The sequence below is a fragment of the Microbacterium sp. HJ5 genome (assembly GCF_054824025.1).
Genome location: NZ_JSYE01000018.1, coordinates 115,156 through 135,592 on the forward strand (window position 1 = coordinate 115,156; position 20,437 = coordinate 135,592).

Annotated in this window: 17 protein-coding genes; 9 read left to right on the plus strand and 8 right to left on the minus strand. The window is 72.7% G+C overall.

The window, feature by feature from the left end; translation table 11 throughout:
• Positions 1–16: 16 nt before the first annotated feature.
• On the minus strand, positions 17–1,039 hold the full coding sequence (locus OB08_RS10035) for an epimerase (protein ID WP_461474309.1): 1,023 nt from the start codon (positions 1,037–1,039) through the stop codon (positions 17–19).
• Positions 1,036–1,491: a DoxX family protein gene (locus OB08_RS10040; protein ID WP_461474310.1), complete on the minus strand. Its 456-nt coding sequence runs from the start codon at positions 1,489–1,491 to the stop codon at positions 1,036–1,038. The genes OB08_RS10035 and OB08_RS10040 overlap by 4 nt, the downstream gene beginning before the upstream one ends.
• 166 nt (positions 1,492–1,657) lie before the next feature.
• On the opposite strand from OB08_RS10040, the gene OB08_RS10045 reads away from it, so the two are divergent.
• Positions 1,658–2,914: an endonuclease/exonuclease/phosphatase family protein gene (locus OB08_RS10045; RefSeq protein ID WP_461474311.1), complete on the plus strand. Its 1,257-nt coding sequence runs from the start codon at positions 1,658–1,660 to the stop codon at positions 2,912–2,914.
• Positions 2,915–3,010: 96 nt separating this feature from the next.
• On the opposite strand, the gene OB08_RS10050 is transcribed toward OB08_RS10045, so the two are convergent.
• The 3 genes from OB08_RS10050 to OB08_RS10060 form a co-directional block, all read right to left on the minus strand.
• Entirely contained in the window at positions 3,011–3,787 is a 777-nt protein-coding gene (locus OB08_RS10050) for an LLM class flavin-dependent oxidoreductase (RefSeq protein WP_461474312.1), read from the minus strand.
• A 67-nt stretch (positions 3,788–3,854) separates the two neighbouring features.
• Positions 3,855–4,736, minus strand: coding sequence for an LLM class flavin-dependent oxidoreductase (locus OB08_RS10055; RefSeq protein WP_461474313.1), 882 nt, complete (start codon positions 4,734–4,736; stop codon positions 3,855–3,857).
• A 43-nt stretch (positions 4,737–4,779) separates the two neighbouring features.
• Positions 4,780–7,344 carry an ATP-dependent Clp protease ATP-binding subunit gene (locus tag OB08_RS10060; protein WP_461474314.1) on the minus strand — a complete coding sequence of 855 codons (2,565 nt, stop codon included), beginning with the start codon at positions 7,342–7,344 and terminating at the stop codon, positions 4,780–4,782.
• A 190-nt stretch (positions 7,345–7,534) separates the two neighbouring features.
• Between OB08_RS10060 and OB08_RS10065 the strand changes: the two genes are divergently transcribed.
• The 5 genes from OB08_RS10065 (at position 7,535) to OB08_RS10085 (ending at position 14,403) form a co-directional block, all read left to right on the plus strand.
• Positions 7,535–8,371: a class I SAM-dependent methyltransferase gene (locus OB08_RS10065; RefSeq protein WP_461474315.1), complete on the plus strand. Its 837-nt coding sequence runs from the start codon at positions 7,535–7,537 to the stop codon at positions 8,369–8,371.
• A 30-nt stretch (positions 8,372–8,401) separates the two neighbouring features.
• A complete protein-coding gene (locus OB08_RS10070; RefSeq protein WP_461474316.1) occupies positions 8,402–8,587 on the plus strand; it encodes a hypothetical protein in 186 nt (61 codons plus the stop codon).
• A 53-nt stretch (positions 8,588–8,640) separates the two neighbouring features.
• Complete coding sequence (locus OB08_RS10075) at positions 8,641–10,953, plus strand: ATP-binding protein (protein WP_461474317.1); 2,313 nt, start codon at positions 8,641–8,643, stop codon at positions 10,951–10,953.
• Between the two features lie 110 nt (positions 10,954–11,063).
• Positions 11,064–11,435 carry a VOC family protein gene (locus tag OB08_RS10080; RefSeq protein WP_461474318.1) on the plus strand — a complete coding sequence of 124 codons (372 nt, stop codon included), beginning with the start codon at positions 11,064–11,066 and terminating at the stop codon, positions 11,433–11,435.
• Between the two features lie 73 nt (positions 11,436–11,508).
• The gene (locus OB08_RS10085) at positions 11,509–14,403 is read left to right on the plus strand and encodes an aminotransferase (RefSeq protein WP_461474319.1); all 2,895 of its coding nucleotides are present in this window, start codon (positions 11,509–11,511) and stop codon (positions 14,401–14,403) included.
• Between the two features lie 18 nt (positions 14,404–14,421).
• Here the strand turns inward: OB08_RS10085 and OB08_RS10090 are convergent, their stop codons facing one another.
• A complete protein-coding gene (locus OB08_RS10090; protein WP_461474320.1) occupies positions 14,422–15,450 on the minus strand; it encodes an NAD(P)-dependent alcohol dehydrogenase in 1,029 nt (342 codons plus the stop codon).
• Between the two features lie 113 nt (positions 15,451–15,563).
• On the opposite strand from OB08_RS10090, the gene OB08_RS10095 reads away from it, so the two are divergent.
• Complete coding sequence (locus tag OB08_RS10095; protein ID WP_461474321.1) at positions 15,564–16,259, plus strand: TetR/AcrR family transcriptional regulator; 696 nt, start codon at positions 15,564–15,566, stop codon at positions 16,257–16,259.
• Between the two features lie 69 nt (positions 16,260–16,328).
• Here OB08_RS10095 and OB08_RS10100 read toward each other — a convergent pair whose 3' ends face one another.
• Positions 16,329–16,793 (minus strand): DUF3817 domain-containing protein, encoded by a 465-nt coding sequence (locus OB08_RS10100; RefSeq protein ID WP_461474322.1) that lies wholly within the window; start codon positions 16,791–16,793, stop codon positions 16,329–16,331.
• A 119-nt stretch (positions 16,794–16,912) separates the two neighbouring features.
• Between OB08_RS10100 and OB08_RS10105 the strand changes: the two genes are divergently transcribed.
• Positions 16,913–18,022, plus strand: a complete 1,110-nt coding sequence (locus OB08_RS10105; protein ID WP_461474323.1) for a class I SAM-dependent methyltransferase — start codon at positions 16,913–16,915, stop codon at positions 18,020–18,022.
• A gap of 22 nt (positions 18,023–18,044) precedes the next feature.
• Here the strand turns inward: OB08_RS10105 and OB08_RS10110 are convergent, their stop codons facing one another.
• Positions 18,045–18,785, minus strand: coding sequence for a hypothetical protein (locus OB08_RS10110; protein ID WP_461474324.1), 741 nt, complete (start codon positions 18,783–18,785; stop codon positions 18,045–18,047).
• 465 nt (positions 18,786–19,250) lie between these two features.
• Between OB08_RS10110 and OB08_RS10115 the strand changes: the two genes are divergently transcribed.
• Positions 19,251–20,351 (plus strand): acyltransferase family protein, encoded by a 1,101-nt coding sequence (locus OB08_RS10115; RefSeq protein WP_461474325.1) that lies wholly within the window; start codon positions 19,251–19,253, stop codon positions 20,349–20,351.
• Positions 20,352–20,437 lie beyond the last annotated feature (86 nt).

Genomic DNA, 20,437 nt, shown 5'->3' on the forward strand with positions numbered 1-20,437 from the left:
TTTGCACTCTGGCACTCTAACCCAGGCGATCGGCGCCCTCCGCTGCGCGCACCCGGCCTGGGGAAACGGTTCGCACGACGTCCGCCAGCGCGGCGTCGGCCTGCGGATGGCGGAACCGATAGCCGGCTTCCACGAGCACGCCGGGCGTCACCCACCGGCTCTTGAGCACGAGCTCGGGCTCGGTACGAAGCGCCCACATCGCCGCCTCGAGCATGAAGCGCCATGCGGGCAGGCCGACCGGCGCTCCCACCAGCCGGCGCAGCGTCGCCATCAGGGTGGCGTTGTCGATGGCGTCCGGCGCGGCGAGGTTGACGGGACCGGCGATGTCGTCGCGGTCGCGCAGGAACCGCGCCGCCCCGACGACGTCGTCGATGTGGATCCAGCTGAAGCGCTGGCGGCCGTGCGACCGGTGCCCGTGCGGGGAACCCTCGGGCGTCGGGTTCGGTCCGATGCCGCGGTACCTGCGATGACGGAACCAGCGGCCGTCGTACTGCGGACCGCCGAGGCCGAGTCGCGCCAGGCGCACGAGCGTGCGGGTCGCCGGCCCGTCGCCGAGGACGATCGCCATGCGCAGTGCGACGCGCCGCGTGCGGGGCAGGTCGCCCGCGAAGAACTCGCCCTCCCAGGTGCGCGCCACGTCGACCGAGAACCCCGACCCCAGCTCGCCGTCCGCCTCGGACTGCGGACGATCGAGCGCGTAGCGGTAGATCGTCGCCGTGCTCGCGTTGAGCCAGACGGCGGGCGGGGATGAGGCATCCGTCACCGTCTCGCGCAGCAGCCGGGTCGTCTCGACGCGCGACCGCAGGATCTCGTCGCGATGGGTGTCGGTGTATCGGCAGTTCACCGATCTGCCGGCGAGGTTCAGGAGCAGGTCCGCACCCTCGAGCGCGCGGCGCAGCCGGGCGGGGTCCGACCAGGTGGCATCGGGCCCGTCGCGGCCGATGAGGCGGAGGTCGTAGCCGTCGTCCGTGAGGGCTGCGCGCAGCGCCCGTCCGACGAAGCCCGACCCGCCCGCGACGACGGCGACCCGCCGGGTCACCGGTGCCTCCCGTGGGTGCGCCCGGCCGCGGCATCCGTCGCGGTGCTCCACAGCGCCCACGCGACCAGCAGCGGCTGCAGCAGCAGTCTCACGAACCGCGCACGATCGGTCCGCATGAGCGGCGCCTCGCGCCCGGTGCGCCATTGGTGCACGTTTCCCGGGAACACCGCGACGAAGAACGCGGCGACGAGCCACCCGACCCGCCGACGCTCGCGAGGCAGGCACACGAGCGCTCCGCCGAGCATGAGCTCGACGACTCCGGATGCCACGACGATCGCGTCCTTGTCGGTGCGCAGCAGCCGCGTCGCCCAGTCCGGCACGACGATCCGGTACCCGCGCCGGCCCCACGTGAGATGCGACGCGCCCGCGACGACGAGGAGACCGGCCAGGAGCAGGCGCGCGGTGGTGCGCAGAGCCTGCACGGTGCGGGGCTGTCGCCGTCGGGAAGTCATCGTGCCCAGTCTGTCACCGCGTTCGCGACACCCCGCGTTCTTTGCCCGGCCACCTTCGGCGCTTACCGTTGTAGGGCTGTCGCCGTCGTCGCCGACCGGCGCCGTCGGCGCAGCGCACTTCCCCCCGCGCCGTCCACGAGACGGCGTCGCACCCGAAGGAGAACCGATGTCCCCCCGCATCCGCGGCGTCCTCGCCGCCGCCACCGCCGCCGCCCTCATCGGCGCCGGCGCCGCCGCCCCGGCGATCGCCGCCCCCGCACCGCAGCGAGGAGATGCGCTCTTCCAGAAGGAGCCGCTCCGCGTCGCGACGTACAACCTCTCGCTGAACCGCGGTGCCGCCGGACAGCTCGTCGCCGACCTCAGCACCGGTACGAACGCTCAGGCCCGCACCGTCGCCGAGGTGATCCAGCGTGCCAACCCCGACGTGGTGCTCCTCAACGAGTTCGACTACGTCGACGGCGAGGTCGCCGTCGACCTGTTCCGCGACAACTATCTCGAGGTCGGGCAGCAGGGCGCGGCGCCGGTGGAGTACCCCTACGCGTTCGTCGCGCCGTCGAACACCGGCATCGCGAGCGGGTTCGATCTCAACAACAACGGCACGATCGGCGGCGGCGACGACGCGTTCGGGTTCGGCGCGTACGAGGGCCAGTACGGCATGGTCGTGCTGTCGAAGCACCCGATCGTCACCGACGACGTGCGCACGTTCCAGAAGTTCCTGTGGAAGGCCATGCCGGGGGCACTGCTGCCCGACGACCCCGCGACGGCGTCGCCTGCCGACTGGTACTCGCCGGAGGAGCTCGACGTGTTCCGCCTGTCGAGCAAGTCGCACTGGGACGTGCCGGTGCAGGTCGGACGTCACACCGTGCACATCCTCGCCTCGCACCCCACCCCGCCGACCTTCGACGGGCCGGAGGACCGCAACGGCCGCCGCAACCACGACGAGATCCGGTTCTGGGCGGACTACATCACCCCGGGCAAGGGGAAGTACATCTACGACGACGAGGGCGCCCGCGGAGGCCTGCGTCCCGCCTCGTCGTTCGTGATCGTGGGCGACCAGAACGCCGACCCGCTGGACGGCGACTCGGTGGATGCCGCGATCGACCAAATCCTCGGCAACCGCTGGCTGCGCGACCCGAAGCCCGCGTCCGACGGCGCTGTCGAGGCGGCGACGCTGCAGGGCGGGGCGAATGCCACGCACCGGGGCGACCCGGCCTACGACACGGCCGACTTCAGCGACACCGCGCCGGGCAACCTCCGCGCCGACTACGTGCTGCCGTCGTGGACGCTCGAGGCGGTCGACGCAGGAGTGTTCTGGCCGGTGCAGGCCGACCCGCTGTCGCGCCTGACCGGCGTGTTCCCGTTCCCGAGCAGTGACCACCGGCTGGTGTGGGTCGACGTGAAGGTGCCGCGCGTCGGGCACTGACCCGGCCGGCCCCGGTCGTGCGGTTCGACGCCCTCGCGCTCGCGTGAGGCGCCGATGCCCGCGGACCGGGTTCTCGCATCGCGGGGGTCGTCGCGGTCAGAGCACCGCGGCGGCCCCCGCGACGAACCGCAGGTAGTCGTCGACGCCGTCTCCCGGCGTGATCGCCCGCAGGACGACCTCGTCGGCGGCGGCGCGATACGCCGCGACCTGCTCCCGCTCGCGCCCCGGCCGGATCGTCGTGTCGGGCGCGGCGATCCCGAGCCGCGCGAAGTTCGCGGCGTACGAGGGATACGACGTGTAGGCGGCGCTCTCGGCGTCGAGACGCGACGCGGCCGCCGGGTCGAGCGCGGCACGCACGTAGAGCGCGACGTGCGCGTCGCGCGACACCTCATGCGCGCCGGCCGCCTGCCGCGCCGCGATCTCCGGCGTGAGCCAGCTGAGCAGAAGACCGTCGGATGCCTCGGCGCCGAGTCTCCGCATCCTCGGACCGAGCGCGCCGACGAGCACCCGCGCGGTCGTCGCCGCCCGGAGCGCCGAGGCCGCCTGCTCCACCCGCGCGAGCGAGCCTGGCCCTCGCCCGCCTGAGCCGATCCCGAGCACGAGCCGCTCGGGAGGCAGGCCCCGTGCCGACACGCGATCGAGGATCTCGTCGGGCGAACGCCGATCGACCGGAAGGACGCCCGTGGCGAGCACGAGCCCGTCGGTCTCGCGCGCGGCCGCCGCGAGCACCGCGAGCGCGTCGTGACCGGGCGTGTCGTTCACCCACAGCGCGTGCAGCCCGGCCGCCTGGACAGCCGGAGCGAGCCGGGCCGCGAGGTCGGCGCCGACGGCTGCCGCGATGCCGATCGAGAGGAGTCCCCGGTGCGCGGTCATACCCTCGAGCATGAAGCATCGCGAGATCGAACGGGCCGCTGCGGGCCCGCCGTGACAGAGCGGACCGTCACACCGCGCGACTCGCCACGTCGGCCACCTGGCGCAGGAAGCCGCCGAGCTCAGTCTCGTCGGGCAGCGGCTGCAGGATGACGGCGTCGGCGCCGGCGTCGTGGTACTCGCCGATCGCGCGTGCGACGGTGGCCGCGTCGCCCGTCAGGATCCGCTCGGTCTCGCCGGGAAGGTTCCAGCGCTCGAGCTGCTCGGCGGCGCGCGCGGCGGAGCCGTCGCCGAACGCCACCGCGACGTAGACGACGACGTCGTGATGACCGTCGCGGCCCGCCTCGGCGCGACCCTCGGCGATGAGCGCGCGCGCCGCGGCGACCTGGGCGGGACTCGTGCCGCCGGTGAGGACGGTGCCGTCGGCCACCTCGCCCGTGAGCCGGAGCGTCTTGGGTCCCTCGCCGGCGGCGTACACGGCAGGGGCGTCGGCGGGCGGCCAGTCGAGGGTGACGTCGTCGAGGGTGACGTAGCGGCCCGCGGTGTTCAGCGTCTCGCCGGCGACCAGGCCGCGCAGCGCCGGCACGTACTCGCGCATGAGGGTGAGGGGCGACGCCACGCGGGCGCCGACCTGCCCCATCCACGACAGCACGCCGTGGCCGACGCCCGGCAGCAGCCGGCCGGGGAACATGCGCTCGACCGACGCGATCTCCATCGCCGTGAGGGCGACGTTGCGCAGCGGCATCGGCGAGATGCCGATGCCGATGCGCAGGCGCTCCGTCCAGGCGAGGGCGGCGCCGGCGTTCGAGAACGCCGCCTCGCGGAAGCAGTCCTCCCACAGCCACAGCTCGCCGACCCCGGCGGCTTCGGCGTCGAGCACGGCGCCTCGGAGCTGCTCGGGCGGGAGATCGGGGATGAAGATGGCGCCGACTCTGCGCGCAGGTGAGCTCATGCCCTCACCCTGCCAGAGGCCGCCGACACCCGCCCGCGCCGGGTCAGGCCGCGGCCGGGACCGCGACCTCCGACCGGACGATCAGCGCACCGTCCGCGGCATCGACCGTCACCGCTCCCCCGTCGACCAGCGCGCCCGTCACGAGCAGGTCGGCGATGCGGTCGTCGACCTCGCGCTGGATGAGCCGGCGCAGCGGGCGGGCGCCGTACTCGGGCTCGTACCCGTTCTCGGCGAGCCAGTCGGTCGCGGCATCCGTCACCGTCAACTCGATCTCGCGCTTCGCGAGCCGCGCCTCGGAGGCGCCGAGCAGCAGGCTCACGATGTCGTGGAGCTGGGCCTTCTCGAGCTTCCGGAAGAGCACGATCTCGTCGATGCGGTTGAGGAACTCCGGCCGCATCGCCTCCCGCAGCTTCGCGAAGACGCGGTCGCGCAGGTCCTTCTCGGAGCCGAAGCCCGTCGTTCCGCCGCCGTCGGCGAGGAAGCCGATGGCGCCGCCGCGCGACGCGAGGAACTCGGAGCCGAGGTTCGACGTCATCACGACGACCGTGTTGCGGAAGTCGACCGTGCGGCCCTGACCGTCGGTGAGGCGCCCGTCGTCGAGCACCTGCAGCAGCAGGTTGAAGACGTCCGGGTGCGCCTTCTCGATCTCGTCGAAAAGCACGATCGAGTACGGGTTGCGCCGCACGCGCTCGGTGAGCTGGCCGGCCTCGTCGTAGCCGACGTATCCGGGAGGCGCTCCGACGAGCCGCGACACGGTGTGGCGCTCGCCGAACTCGCTCATGTCGAAGCGGATCACCGCGCCCTCGTCGTCGAAGAGCGACGCGGCGAGCGCCTTGGCCAGTTCGGTCTTGCCGACACCGGTGGGTCCGAGGAACAGGAAGGAGCCGACCGGGCGACGGGCGTCTCCCATGCCGGTGCGGTTGCGGCGCACGGCCCTGGCGACGGCAGCCACGGCGTCGTCCTGCCCGATCACGCGGTCGTGCAGCTCGTCCTCCAGGACGGCCAGGCGCTCGCGCTCGGTCTCAGTGAGCCGGTTCACCGGGATGCCGGTCGCGCGACTGATGACCGCGGCGATCTCGGGCTCGCCGACGACGGCCTCCCCGCGCGTGGCGGCGCCGGCGGCCGTCACCTCGTCGAGCTTCGCCTGCACGGCGGCGATGCGGTCGCGGATGCGTGACGCCTCCTCGTAGTGCTCGGCCGAGACGGCGGCGTTCTTGTCGGCCTCGAGCTCGGCGAGCTGGGCGATGAGCGCACTCACGTCGACCTTCGCGCCGAGGCGCAGCCGCAGCCTCGCGCCGGCCTGGTCGATCAGGTCGATCGCCTTGTCGGGCAGCACGCGCTCGGTGAGGTACCGGTCGCTCAGCTCGACGGCCGCGCGGATCGCGTCGTCGGTGTACGCGATGCCGTGGTGCTCCTCGTACGCCGGCTGGAGGCCGCGCAGGATCAGGACGGCGTCCTCGACCGACGGCTCGCCTACGCGCACCGGCTGGAACCGGCGCTCGAGCGCCGGGTCCTTCTCGATGACGCGGTACTCCTTGAGCGTCGTGGCGCCGACGAGGTGCAGCTCGCCGCGTGCGAGGCGGGGCTTGAGGATGTTGCCGGCGTCCATGCCGCCGTCGCCCGCACCGCCGGCGCCGACCACGGTGTGCACCTCGTCGAGGAACACGATGAGCTGGCCCTTGTGCGCGGCGATCTCGTCCATCGTCTTGGTCAGGCGCTCCTCGAAGTCGCCGCGGTAGCGCGTGCCCGCCAGCATCGCGGGCAGGTCGAGGGCGACCACGCGCTTGCCGAGCAGCTGCTCGGGCACGCCCCCGTCGACGATCGCCTGCGCGAGCCCCTCGACGATCGCCGTCTTCCCGACACCGGCCTCGCCGACGAGCACAGGGTTGTTCTTCGTGCGGCGGCTCAGGATCTCGATGGTCTGCTCGATCTCGTCGGTGCGCCCGATGACAGGGTCGAGCTCGCCGGCCACGGCCTGGGCGGTGAGGTCGGTCCCGTAGGTGTCGAGCATCGGGGTGACGGATGCCGCGGCATCCGTCTCCTCCTCCGCCGACGGAGCCGCGCCCGGGGCGACCGTCTCGCGCAGCCCCTGCGTCAGGGCCTCGGCCGTCACACCGGCGCGCGCCAGCACCTGACCGGCGGGCGTGTCCTGCGCGAGGACGAGCGCGAAGAACAGGTGCTCGGGGTCGACGTACGTCGAGCCCGACGAGCGTGCGACCTGGAAGGCGTGGAAGAGCGCACGCTGCACCGAGGGGGTGATGACGGCGCCGTCGACGTCGGCGGGAGCGGATGCCGCGGGCAGGCGCTCGTCGGTCGCGCGGAGGATCGCGCGGGGGTCGGCACCGATGTGCTCGACCGCGTCGCGTGCCGGCGCCTCGTCGACGAGGACGCGCAGCACGTGGAGGGCGTCCAGCTCGCGCTGGCCGCGCTCGAGGGCGAAGCGGCCGGCGCGCTGCAGCAGCTCCTGGGTGCGGGCGCCCAGGAACCGGCTGAGGTCGATGGACCGCTCGGCGCGGGCGCGTTCTCCCGCGAGGTACCGCGAGAGGAACTCGTCGAACGAGCCCTCCTGGTCGTCGGCACCGGCGGAGGGGGTGAAATCTTCGGGCATTCCGTCTCTCCTGAACAAACTTGAGTACAGCCGTATCAAGTTCAAGGGGCTGCACACGCGATGTATTCCCGGCGTCCCCCCGCGCTCCTTCCTCCCGGTGCGGATTTCCGTGTGCTGCACGGATGCCCTTCCGGCGCGACCGGAGAAACCTGGAAGGCGTCCCACCGAACCAGAAAGAAGAGGACACACCATGACTGATCTCAGCACCCTCACCATCGACGAGGCGGACAAGGCCCTCAAGGCCAAGCACCGGGCGATGTGGGCGTCGGGCGACTACCCGACCCTCGCGCACGACCTCATCTGGTCGCTCGGACCGCGGGTGGTCGAGGCCGTCGGCATCCGGCCGGGCGAGCACGTGATCGACATCGCCGCGGGCAGCGGCAACGCGGCGATCCCCGCCGCGCTGCGCGGCGCCCACGTCGTCGCGACGGACCTCACGCCCGAGCTGTTCGGCGAGGGGCATCGCCGCGCCGATGAGGCGGGCGCCGAGCTGGAGTGGCGTCCGGCGGATGCCGAGGCTCTGCCCTTCGGCGCCGACGAGTTCGACGTCGCGATCTCGACGGTCGGCGTCATGTTCGCGCCGCACCACGAGCGCAGCGCCGACGAGATCGTGCGCGTCGTGCGACCCGGCGGCCGTGTGGGTCTCATCAGCTGGACGCCGCAGGGGTTCATCGGCCGGCTGTTCGCGGCGCTCAAGCCGTTCAACGCGCCGCTGCCCGAGGGCGCGAAGCCCGCACCCCTGTGGGGCGACGAGGCGCACGTGCGCGAGCTCTTCGGCGACCGCGTCACCGACGTGCAGGCGAGCCGCGAGACGGTCCGCTTCGCCCCGTTCGCGACGGGCGAGGAGTTCCGCGCCTACTTCGCGTCGCACTACGGCCCGACGATCGCGGTCTACAACCGCAACGCCGACGACCCGGCGGCGGTGGCCGCCATCGACGACGCGCTGCGGAGCCTCGGCGACGAGGCGATCGCCCGCGACGGCGGCATCGACTCGGAATACCTGCTGTTCACGGCGACGGTCCGCTGACCGCCGCTGCACCCGGAAGGAGGCGGACCCGTGTCCGCATACGATCTGTTCGCCCTGCACCTGAGCGAGCGGGAGACCGCTCACGTCGACCTCGAACGCCGCCGCGTGATCCTCGAGCACCTCGCTCGCGAGAAGGCGGCGACGACGGATGCCTCGCCCGCCACGGCGCCGCGCACGCGGGTCGGACTGATCCGCCTCCTCCCTCGCCGGGCATGACGCCTGTTCAGGCGCCGCCCCGGCGCGCGACCCACGTGAGTACACTGGGCCGCGTGCTGGGGCCGCCCCTGACACCGCGCGAGCGCGCGGTCCTCGCCGGCGTGGAGCGGCGACTGACCAACCCCGAGATCGCCTCGGAGTTGTTCATCTCCGTGCGCACGGTCGAGAGCCACATCGCGAGCCTGCGACGCAAGCTCGACGCCGACACGCGCGCCGACCTCGTCTCGGCCGCCCGGCACCGGCGCGAGGCATCCGTCCAGGTGCCCGCCAATCCGCTCCGCGGTCGCGGGCGCGACCTGGCACGGATCGGCGCGGCTCTGGCCGTGGGCGATCAGCTGACCCTCGTCGGGCCGGGCGGCGTCGGGAAGACTCGCCTCGCACTCGAGTTCGCCAAGGCGCAGGAGCGGTGCACGCCCCTCGTGGTCGAGTTCGAGCACGCGACACCCGGCGACGTCGTCAACCGGATCACGCGCACCCTCGGCATGGAGGTGTCGCCCCACGAGGATCTGCTGGGATCCGTGGGCATCGCGCTCGCCGCGCAGGATTACCTGCTCGTGCTGGACAACGCCGACCACGTGGGCGCCGCGACGCGGCGGCTGATCGCCGGCCTGCGCGCCCTCGCGCCCGGCCTCCAGGTGATCGTGACCTCGCGCACCCCGCTCGGCGGGGAGGACGAGCGCGTGCACCTCGTGCAGCCCTTGGCCGCGGACGGCGTGGACGCACCGGCGAGCGCGCTCCTGAGCGACCGGCTGGCGTCGTACGGGCATCCGCCCACCGCCGACGAACAGTCGCACGTGGATCGCATCGCGGTGCGGCTGGACGGTCTGCCGCTGGCGCTCGAGCTCGCAGCATCCGCCGCCCGTCATCTGCCCCTCGCCGAGCTCGCCCAGCGACTCGACCACGACTTCGGCACCCTCGACCGCGCGACGCCCGAGGGGCGCCACCGGAGCCTGGAGACCGCGTTCGAATGGACGTGGCACCTCCTCACCGACGACGAGCGGGACGTGCTGCGGCGCCTCGCAGCGCTCCCCCGCACGTTCGACATGGACCTCGCGATCGCCGTGACCCGTCCCGGCGTCGAGGGCATCGTGCTGCGCCTGCTCGACCGCTCGCTGCTGGTGCGCGCGACGAGCGCGCCCGGCCGCTGGCGCCTGCTCGCGGTCATGCGCGAGTTCGTCCTGGCCCGCACCGACGCCGATGTCGTGCGCGACGTGCTGCAGCGGCACGCCGCGATCGTCACGGTCGTGTCCGAGGGCTTCATCGCACGGGCGCGGACGGATGCCAGCCCCGAGGCCATGGCGCTGTCGACGATGCTGTGCCCCGAGGTCAACGCCGCGCTGCGCTGGTCGCTCGCCGAGCGCGACCCGCTCGCTATGCGACTCTCGGCGCTCCTCGCGGTGGGCGTGGAGCAGTACGGGTCGGATGCCGACAGCGTCGAGGCGCTCGCGATGGGTGCGCACGACGAATGGCTGCTCGCGCGGGCGACACCGTCGCAGCTGCTCGTGCTCGGCAACGCCCTCGCCTTCTTCGACGTCGAGGTGGTCACGACGCTCGCCGAGCGCGCCCTCGCCGCAGCCGACACACGCGACCCGGACGAGGCGCGCGCGGCGCACCAGCTCGCGGGCCTCGCCGCCGCGTACGGCCCGGAGCCTGCCGCAGCCCTCCCGCATCTCGACATCGCCGAGCGCCTCGCGCTCGAGCACGATCACGTGTGGGATGCCGCGGCCGCACGCCAGTTCCGCGGCGTCGCGCTGCGCAGCATCGCCATCGCCGAGGGCCGGCGCACCGACATCTCGGACGCCGTCGACGAGTTCGAGGGGGCGATGCGCGCCTACGCCCGGGCGGGCGACCACACGCACGTCAACAACGTGCGGTTCATGATGGCGCTGACGGCCGCCGAGACCGGCTTCGACCCGGAGCGCGCGGCGCGGTGGGCCGCGGAGTGCGTGGCCTACTCCGAGGCGATGGCCAACGAGCACGAGCTGGCCCACGGGCGGCTCGTGCAGGCCACGCTCGGGCTCGACGAAGCCGGCGACCTGGACGACCTGCTCGACGCCTTCCGCCACCTGGGCGACCTGCGCTGCGTGCACCGGGTGCTCATGCTGCGCGCCGCGGGCGCCGCAGACCCGCGCCGCCGCGTCGACATCCTGCGGGAGGCGGCGGCGATCGCGGCAGCGTCGGGCGACCGCTCGCGGCAGGTCGCGGCTGCCGAGGCCCTCGTCGCCGCGCACGGCGCGACGGGCGACCGCGAGTCCCTGCTCGGCGCGCTCGACGCGCTCGCCGACCTCGCCGGCCACGGCGCCGCCGTCGCCGCGTGCCCTCCCGACCAGCTCGCGGCGTTTCTCAGCGAGAGCGCCCCGGCCTGAGGCCGGGTCGCCCGGGATCTCCCGCACTGCGGTCGCCCGGTGTCCGGGTCGGGGCGTAGCGTGTGGACCGCGCCGGGTCTCCGGCCGCTCACGCAGAGGAAGGCAGCACCATGGATTGGAAGATCGAGCTCATCTTCGTGCCGGTGACCGACGTCGACCGCGCGAAGGACTTCTACGAGAGGATCGGGTTCAACGCCGACCACGACCAGGTTCCGTTCGACGGCCTCCGGTTCGTGCAGATGACGCCTCCCGGATCGGCGTGCTCGATCGCCTTCGGCACCGGACTGGGCGTCGACCTCGAACCCGGCAAGCAGAACACCATCCAGGTGGTCGTTCCCGACGCCGACGAGGCGCTCGTGCATCTGCGCGGCCTCGGGGTCGAGGCGCAGGGCGTGGACGAGCAGGGCTGGGGTCGGTTCGTCAGCTTCGACGACCCCGACGGCAACACCTGGACCCTCCAGCAGCTCCCCGCCAGGACCTGACACGACGCGCTCGGGGCGGGCGTCGCGCGCCCGCCCCGGTAGCCTCGTGCCAGGTTTCGAGCGAGGAGCACACATGAGCGCAGAGCCGAGCGCGGGCGGCGTCCTCACGCAGCCCGCCCCGCCCGAGATCTCCGAGGCGGAGGCGGCGCGGATCGCGCTCGACCAGTGGGGCATCGAGGCGACGGCGCGCTCGCTGGGCAGCCATCAGGACCGCAACTTCCTGCTGGAGCGCCCGGACGCGGCATCCGTGCTGCTGAAGATCGCGAACCCCAGCGTCTCGGCCGCCGAGCTCGAGGCGCAGTCCGCCGCGGCGCTCCTGATCGCCGAGCGGGCCGGATGCCGCGCCCCGCGCGCGCTCGCATCGGACGGCACGACCACGCGGACCGTGACGGTCGACGGCGTCACGATGCAGGCCCGCGTGCTCGAGTTCCTCCCCGGTCGCACTCTCAGCGGGCACCTCTCCGGTGCCGTGATCGAGGCCATGGGCACGCTGGCGGCGCGGGTCGCCCTCGCCCTGGCCGACCTCGACGCGCCCGGCGCCGAGCGCGCGCACCAGTGGGACCTCCGGCACACCCCTGCCGTGCTCGCAGAACTGCTGCCGTACGTCGACGACACGGAGCTCCGGTCGCGGCTGCGCGCCGTGGCCGCGGAGGCATGGGACGCCGTCGCGGCGGTCGCCGACGACCTGCCGCTGCAGTTCATCCACGGCGACCTCACCGACGACAACGTCGTCACCGCCGATGCGATCGGTCGCATCCCCGACGGGGTGATCGATCTGGGCGACCTCAACCGGTCGTGGACCGTCGGCGAGCTGGCGATCACGCTCTCCTCCCTCCTCCACCACGACGGCGTCGATCTGCCGGGCGCGATGCGCGCCGTCACGGCCTACCGCGCGGTCCGCCCGCTCGCCGCGGCCGAGGGTCGCGCGCTGTGGCCTCTCGTCGTCCTGCGCGCGGCGACGCTCGTCGCGAGCGCCCATCACGTGCTCGTGACCGACCCGGGCAACGACTACGCCGCCGGCAACCTCGCGCACGAGCAGGCGATCCTCGAGGCGGCGACGGCGTTGCCGCTCGACGTCGCGGGTTCCCTCGTGGGCCGTGCGGTGGGCCACGAGCCCCACGCGCTCGCCCTGCCGCCGGGCCTCCCCCTCCTGCCGTGGCTGGCCGACGACGACGCGGTCGTCGCCGACCTCTCGCCGACGAGCCCCGCGCTCCACGAGGGACGATGGCTCGACGACTCCGCCGAGCACGACGTGATGAGCGGATGCCTCGCCCCGGCGAGCGCCGCGCGCGTGTCGATCGCACGGTTCGGCGAGGCCAGGCTGACCCGCTCGCGCCCGTACCAGCGGACCGCTCCGCACAACGTCGCGCTCGGCCTCGAGCTGCTGTTCGCGGATCAGCAGCCGGTCGCCGCGCCGTGGGACGGCACGGTCGAGATCGTCGACGACGACGCCGTCGTCCTCAGGACGGACGAGGTGTGCCTCCGCCTCGAGGGCCTTCGTCCGGCCCCTGACGACGGCGGGGAGGTCGCCGCCGGGGAGCTCCTCGGCGAGGCCGACAGCACGCTCCGGGTGCAGGTCGTCCGCGCCGGCGTCGCCGCGCCGTGGTTCACGACCGGCGCACTCGCGGCGGCCTGGCGCACAGTCGTGGCCGATCCGTCGGAGCTGGTGCCGCAGCATCCGTCCGCCGTTCGGCTCGATGGGGCGAGACTGCTCGCACGGCGCGATGCGGTGTTCGCCGACGTGCAGGAGCACTATTTCGACGAGCCGCCGGTCATGGTGCGCGGCTGGCGCGAGCACCTCGTCGACACCGACGGGCGGGTGTACCTCGACACGCTCAACAACGTCACGTCTGTCGGGCACGCCCATCCGCGACTGGTCGCTGCCGCCGCCGAGCAGTGGCGGCTGCTCAACACGAACTCGCGGTTCCACTACCCCGCGGTCGTCGAGTTCTCGGAGCGGCTGGCGTCCTTGCTGCCGGAGCCGCTCGACACGGTGTTCCTCGTCAACAGCGGGTCCGAGGCCGTCGACCTGGCGCTGCGGCTCGGCCAGGCGTGGTCGGGCAGGCGCGACGTGCTCGCCGTGCGTGAGGCGTACCACGGCTGGACCTACCTGTCGGATGCGGTCTCCACGTCGGTGGCCGACAACCCCGCCGCCCTCGAGACCCGTCCTGAGTGGGTGCACACGGTCCCCGCACCCTACGGCGACCGGGGCGCTGACCGCGCGCGGTTCGCCGACGGCGCCGTCGCCGAGGTGGAACGGCTCGCCGCCGAGGGCACGCCGGTCGGGGCGTTCATCGCCGAGCCGATCTTCGGCAATGCCGGCGGCGTGATGCTGCCCGACGGCTACCTGCGCGACGTGTACGCCGCGGTGCGAGCCCACGGCGGTCTGGCGATCGCCGACGAGGTGCAGGTCGGCTACGGGCGGCTGGGCGAATGGTTCTGGGGCTTCGCGCAGCAGGGCGTCGTGCCCGACATCGTGACCGTCGCCAAGGCGATGGGCAGCGGGCATCCCCTCGGCGCGGTCGTCACGACGCGTGCCATCGCGGAGCGCTATCGCGACGGCGGGTACTTCTTCTCCTCTGCAGGTGGCAGTCCGGTCTCGAGCGTCGTCGGGCTGGCCGTGCTCGACATCATCCGCGACGAGGGTCTGCAGGAGAACGCGAGAGAGGTCGGCGGGTACCTGAAGGCGCGGTTGGACGACCTCGGCACGCGGCATCCGCTCCTCGCCGCCGTGCACGGCTCGGGCTTCTATCTCGGACCGGAGTTCGCGCGCGACCGGCTGACGGGCGAGCCCGCGACGGCCGAGACCGCCGCGATCTGCGCGCGTCTGCGCGACCTCGGCGTCATCGCGCAGCCGACCGGCGACCACCAGAACATCCTGAAGATCAAGCCGCCGATGTGCTTCACGCGCGAGAGCGCCGATGCGCTCGTCGACGCCCTGGACGAGGTGCTGACGACCGGATGGTGAGCCGCGTGGGGCGCGCGGTCAGGGCACCCTGACCACCACGGCGCCGCGCTTGCGTCCGGTGTCGACGTAGCGATGGGCACGGGCGATGTCGTCGAGGTCGAATGTGCGGTCGATGACGGGTCGCAGCTCGCCCGCCGCCGCGTGCGCGGCGACCCTCTCCAGCGCCGCCTTGCCGAAGACCGACCCCTCGTGGGTGACGAGCAGGCCGGAACGCCGGGACTGTGAGCGCTCGCGCAGCATCGAGGGCCCGTCGGCGATCACGAGGAGGAGCGCGCCGCCCGGTGCGAGCACGCGCTCGACGCGCGTGAACGGCGCATTGCCGACGCACTCGACGACGACGTCCCACCGATCGTCGCCCGCGGCGAAGTCCTCTGAGAGGTAGTCGACGACGCGCTCGGCGCCGAGCGAGCGCACGAGATCGGCGTTGCGGGCGCTCGTGACCGCGGTCACGTGCGCGCCGGCCGCAGCTGCCAGCTGGACGGCCGCCGTCCCGACCGCGCCCGATGCGCCGTTGACGAGCACGCGGGTGCCGGGCTGCAGCTCGACGCGGTCGAGGAACGACACGGCCGTGTAGCCGCCGAACAGGATCGCCGCGGCGTCCTCGTACGACATCGCGCCGGGGATCGGCACGACCGCGCCGCCGGCGCGAGCACGGACGTACTGCGCGTGGCAGCCCATCGCACTGCCGCGCATGACCATGACGCGCTCCCCCACGGCGAAGTCCGTCACGTCGGCGCCGACGCGCACGATCTCGCCCGCGGCCTCCATGCCGAGGACCGGCTTGCGCGGGCGGAAGGCGCCGAGCGCCACGATACGCAGGAATCCGAGGCCGCGGGGCAGGTCCGCCGCCCGCAGGCGGTGGTCGGCGATGCTCACCGTGGTCGCGCGCACGCGCACCAGCACCTCGTCCGCGCGGGGCTCGGGCGTGGGCACCTGGGTCACCTCGACCACGTCGGGTCCGCCGAAGCGCCGGGCGACCGCGGCTGTCATCGTCCGCGGCACCGCGGGGGTCGCGGCATCCGTCGAGAAGGGGATGGAAGTGGTCATGACTGCTCCCTTACTATGTAAGCCTTACGACGTAAGGTAGCGCGCTCGGAACCTCCTGTCCAGGGCCGGTTCGTGAACTCGACGAGGTACGGTGAGTGCGAGGAGGTGAGCGGATGCCGCAGCGCAGCGTCGCCGAGCGCACCACGCTCACCCGCGATCGGGTCGTGACGACAGCGATGACGATCGCCGACGTCGCCGGCCTGGACGGCCTGACGATGCGGCGCCTCGCCGAAGAGCTCGGCGTCGAGGCGATGTCGCTCTACCACCACTTCCCCAACAAGGGCGCGATCCTCGACGGGCTGCTCGAGCGCACCTTCGCCGAGATCGAGGACGAGGTCGGCGGCTTCGACGTGGACGCGTCGGAGGACACGTGGCAATCCCGGCTGCGCGAGCGCATCCTCGGGGCGCGGCGCGTGATGCTCCGCCACTCCTGGGTGCCCGCGGTGCTCGAGGCGCGGGCGACCCTCGCGCCGACGATGGCCCGCTACATCGACGCGAACGTCGGGCTCATGCGCCGCGGCGGACTGTCCCACGACCTCATCCACCACTCGATGCACGCCCTCGGCAGCCGCCAGTACGGTTTCAGCCAGGAGCTGACCCTCGACGATCCGCCGTCGGCGTCCGGGCCGGAGGCCGAGCAGATGGCCGCCCTCGTGCCGCACCTCGCCGCGATGCTGAAAGAGGTCGTCCACGACGACCCGGACTCGACGCTCGGGTGGTGCGACGACCAGACCGAGTTCGAGTTCGGGCTGGACATCCTCCTCGAGGGGATCGCACGGCGGCACCTCGCAGGGCGCCCGGCGCCGTGAGCGACATTCGCTGAGTCACCCCCGGCGAGTCAGGCGTCACGCCTCGGGCCCGGGCTCAGGACCCGCGGGTCAGTCGCGGCCGCCCGGCGGGCCGACGATCAGCAGCACGACGTACAGCACGACCACGGCCAGCGCGATGAGCACCGCCAGCAGCCACGCGCGATTCAGGAACCACCGCATGAGCCGGTCGTGCCACGCCGAGTCGCGCGGGTCGTCGGTCGCGGCGAGGCGCCACTCCCCCGCGAGGCGTCCGGTGCCGTGCAGCCACAGCTCGGTCGGGATCGTCGCATAGGGGACGATCGCACTGCCGATCGCGACCACCGTCGGGAGCACACCCCACCGCTGGTTCTTCGCAACCAGCACGGCGGTCGCACCGTACGACAGGAAGACGAAACCGTGGATGCCGCCACCGACCGTCACGCCGATCGCGACGTCGGTCGTCGCACGCAGGACGATGCCTGCGATGAGGAGCGTCCATGAGATCGCCTCCGCGACGGCCAGCACTCGGAAGAGGTTCAAGGGCGTGCGGAACACAGGTCTCCTTCGGGTGGGGATGGTTCCAGCCTACGTGCGCGCGGCGGGCGGTCACGGCGGCCCGCCCGGCCGTGCCCCGGGCCCACCCACCTCCGCGCGCGGGCGACTACCGTGGTCGGGTGCACTTCTCCCTCGCCGCGCTGCGTCGCTGGCCCGACCTCGAGGGTCCCGATCTTCCGGCGACGGATGCCGCGGACCGCCTGATCCTCGACGAGTCGGCCGACGCCCGCCGTGGGGCCACTCCCGGCGAGGTCGTCGTGATCGGCGACGGCTACGGCGCGCTGACCGTCGGGGCTGCCGCCGACGGCGCGCGCGGCATCCGGGTGCACCAGGACGCGCTCACCGGAGAGCAGGCGCTCGCGGCGAACGCCGAGCGGCTCGCCCTGACCGGCGCGTTCACCTCGCTTCCCCTCGAGTCCGGGCTCACCGCCGACGCGAGGGTGGTCCTGGTCCGGCTGCCTCGCTCACTCGACGCGCTGCGCGACCTCGCGGGCCTGATCGCCGCACACGCCGCACCCGACGTCGTGGTGTTCGCCGGTGGGCGGATCAAGCACATGACGCCGGCGATGAACGACGTGCTGCGCGAGCACTTCGCCCGCGTCGACGTCACCCATGCCCGGCAGAAGTCGCGGATTCTCGTGTCACGCGGGCCGCACGACGGACGCGACCCTGCTCCGCGCCGCGAAGAGCACGACGGTCTCGTCGTATGCGCGTTCGGGGGCGCCTTCGCGGGCACGGCCATCGACATCGGCACGCGGATGCTGCTCGCCCACCTGCCCGATCTCTCCGGGGTGCACGGCGACGTGGTCGACCTCGCGTGCGGCACCGGGGTCGTGGCGGCGACGCTGGCGCTGCGGCATCCGGATCTCGTCGTCCATGCGTGCGATCAGTCCGCCGCCGCCGTGGCATCGGCGCGCGAGACCGCCCGGGCGAACGGCGTCTCCGACCGGGTGGAGGTGACCCGCGACGACATGCTGCGCAGCCGGCCCGATGCGAGCGCCGGGTTCATCGCGCTGAACCCGCCGTTCCACGTCGGCGCGGCGATCAGCGAGGGCGTCGCGCCGCGGATGTTCGCCGACGCGGGGCGCGCGCTGCGCCCCGGCGGCGAACTGTGGACCGTCTGGAACTCGGGGCTGCAGTACCGCCCCGCGCTCGAACGCCTGGTCGGTCCGACGCGTCAGATCGCGCGCAACGCCAAGTTCACCGTCACTGCATCGACGCGGCGCTGACCGCAAGGGCGACGGCCTCCGGTCACTCCTCGGGCGCGGCGGGCGGCGCGAACGACACCCAGCTGCCGTCGGAGCACTGGTAGAACATGGGTGCCGAGGTGTCGATGTAGATGTCGTCTGCCTGGCAGGTCGCGGGCGGCTCGCCCACGCCGAGGCTCACCTGCGTGCCGGCCGCACCGGCCTCGCCCTGCTCGCCCTGCTCCCCTTGCTCGCCCTGCTCGCCCTGGGATCCCGTGGCACCGGTCGCACCCGTGGCGCCCGTCGCGCCGGTGAGGTTCTCGGCGGCGGATTCGCGGATGTTGCCGACGAGCGTCCACCCTCCGTCCTCGAAGAGGTAGACGTCGGCGTCGTCGATGTCGATGTAGATGTCACCGTCGCTCCCCTTCCCTTCCTCGGGTGTGCCAGAACCGGCGCGCACGGCCGAGCCAGCCGGCAGGATCTCCTCGAGTGCGGCCTCGTAGTCCTCGACGGTCGCCGTCCCTTCCGGCGTGGAGGCGGCCGCGGGCACCGGCTCGGCGGTGTCGACCGACCTCGCCAGCCACGACCCGAGGAAGGCGGCGAAGAAGGCGAGGACGACGATCGCGAGCCCGAACCAGACGAGCGTCGCCTTGCTGATGCCGCCGGAATGAGGGGCAGGCGGCACCGTCGCGGGGGCGCGCGTGATCGGAGGGGTGCTTCCATCGGACATGGCGAGGCTCCATTCGACCGCTCCCCAGAGCGTCTGGGGGTCGACGCGGAGCGGCGTGCCGCTCACTGTAGACAAGCGCGCACAGGCGAGCCTCACCCGATGCGGATGATCCCGGGGGGCGACGGGCCCGGCTGTCTGCCGGGGCAACGAATAAGCCGCCTCCTGACCCGATTGGGAGGGGTCAGGAGGCGGCGAAAGCCGGACCCGAGGGTCGCGACTCGAAGACGGTTGGGGTCGTCTTACCCAAGAGACGGCGGACCTCGCCGATTATGACGCGAGGTCGGCGAGAAAGTCGCCGCGCGCCGAAGCCGGCATCGGCTCTACGATCACGGCCACGGGAACACCCAGGTAGGAGTCACCACTGGGGAGACCACGGCAACCAGTGGGTGGACATCACCGCCAACTCGCGATGCGCTGAACCGCCGACTGAGGGCGAGAGTCGTGATCGTCGAGTGGGAAGCGCCGGGCGGGCGGGCGGCGTCGTCGCTTGGCGCCACGCCATAGCTCGTCGCAGGCGACCGTGCCGGTTACCCTTGACCGGTGTCCCCGCCGCCCGCTCGTCTTCACGCGCTGGACTACGCGCGCGGGCTCGCAGCGGCGGGCATCATGCTCTACCACTACCTCACGTGGTGGGTGCAGCCGTTTGACGCGACGTCCCCGCTCGGCCGCATCGGGATCTACGGCGTCGCCGTCTTCTACGTCCTCAGTGGGCTCACGATGTTCCATGTCTACAACGACAAGACGCGCACTGTAGGCGACGTCGGCCGGTTTTTCGCCCGCCGACTGTTCCGTATCCTGCCGCTGCTCTGGATCGTGACAATCCTGTCGCTCTCGCTCGGAAATCTCCTTCGCGCGCAGGGCGACCTCGCGCCCTACCTGGTTCCGCGCCCTGCTACTCCGGGCGACCTCGCGCTGAATCTGACCGGCCTCTTCGGCTTCATCGACTGGAGCACCTACTTCTCGGCCGGCGTCTGGTCGATCGGGAACGAGCTCGTCTTCTACGCCATCTTCCCGCTGCTCGTCGCCGCAGCCTACGTCAGCCGGTGGGCGCTGGCTGCACTCGGGGCCGCGCTCCTCGGCGCCTACCTCCTGTTCGCGTACGTGCTCATCGACGACCGGATCCCGATCACCGCGCAGTGGGCGACGTACATCAACCCCGCCAACCAGGCGTTCCTGTTCTTCGGCGGCTTCGCCATCGGCTTCCTGCTCCGTCGCGTGCACGTGCGAATGCGCGTCGCTATCGCGTCGATCGCCGTCGGCGTCGCGGTGCTGCTGCTATGGCCGTCAGGCACCGACCAGGTCTCGATCGTCACCGACGGCAACCGTGTCGCATTCACGATCGCCTGTCTCGTCATCTGCGCCGGCGCGTACAAGCTGACCGCCACCTTCCCGCGGATGGTCGACCGCCCGCTGGCCCTCCTCGGCGAGGCGAGCTACTCGGTGTACCTGATCCACCCGATCGTCGCGGCGGCGCTCATGCTGACCGCTGCGGCGCACTGGCCCGCCGCGGTCAAGATCCCACTCGCCGTCGCCGCCACCCTCGTCGTGAGCTGGGCATGCTACAGATTCTTCGAGTCTCCGATGATGCGGCTCGGGCGCAGGATTACGCCCTATCCCTCGATCGTCGTCGTGCGGGCATGACGAAAGAGCCCCCGGTGCCCGGAATGGGCGACCGAGGGCTCTATCGAGCGCAGGCGCTAGCTGTACCTGGCAGGGACGTTGGTGAC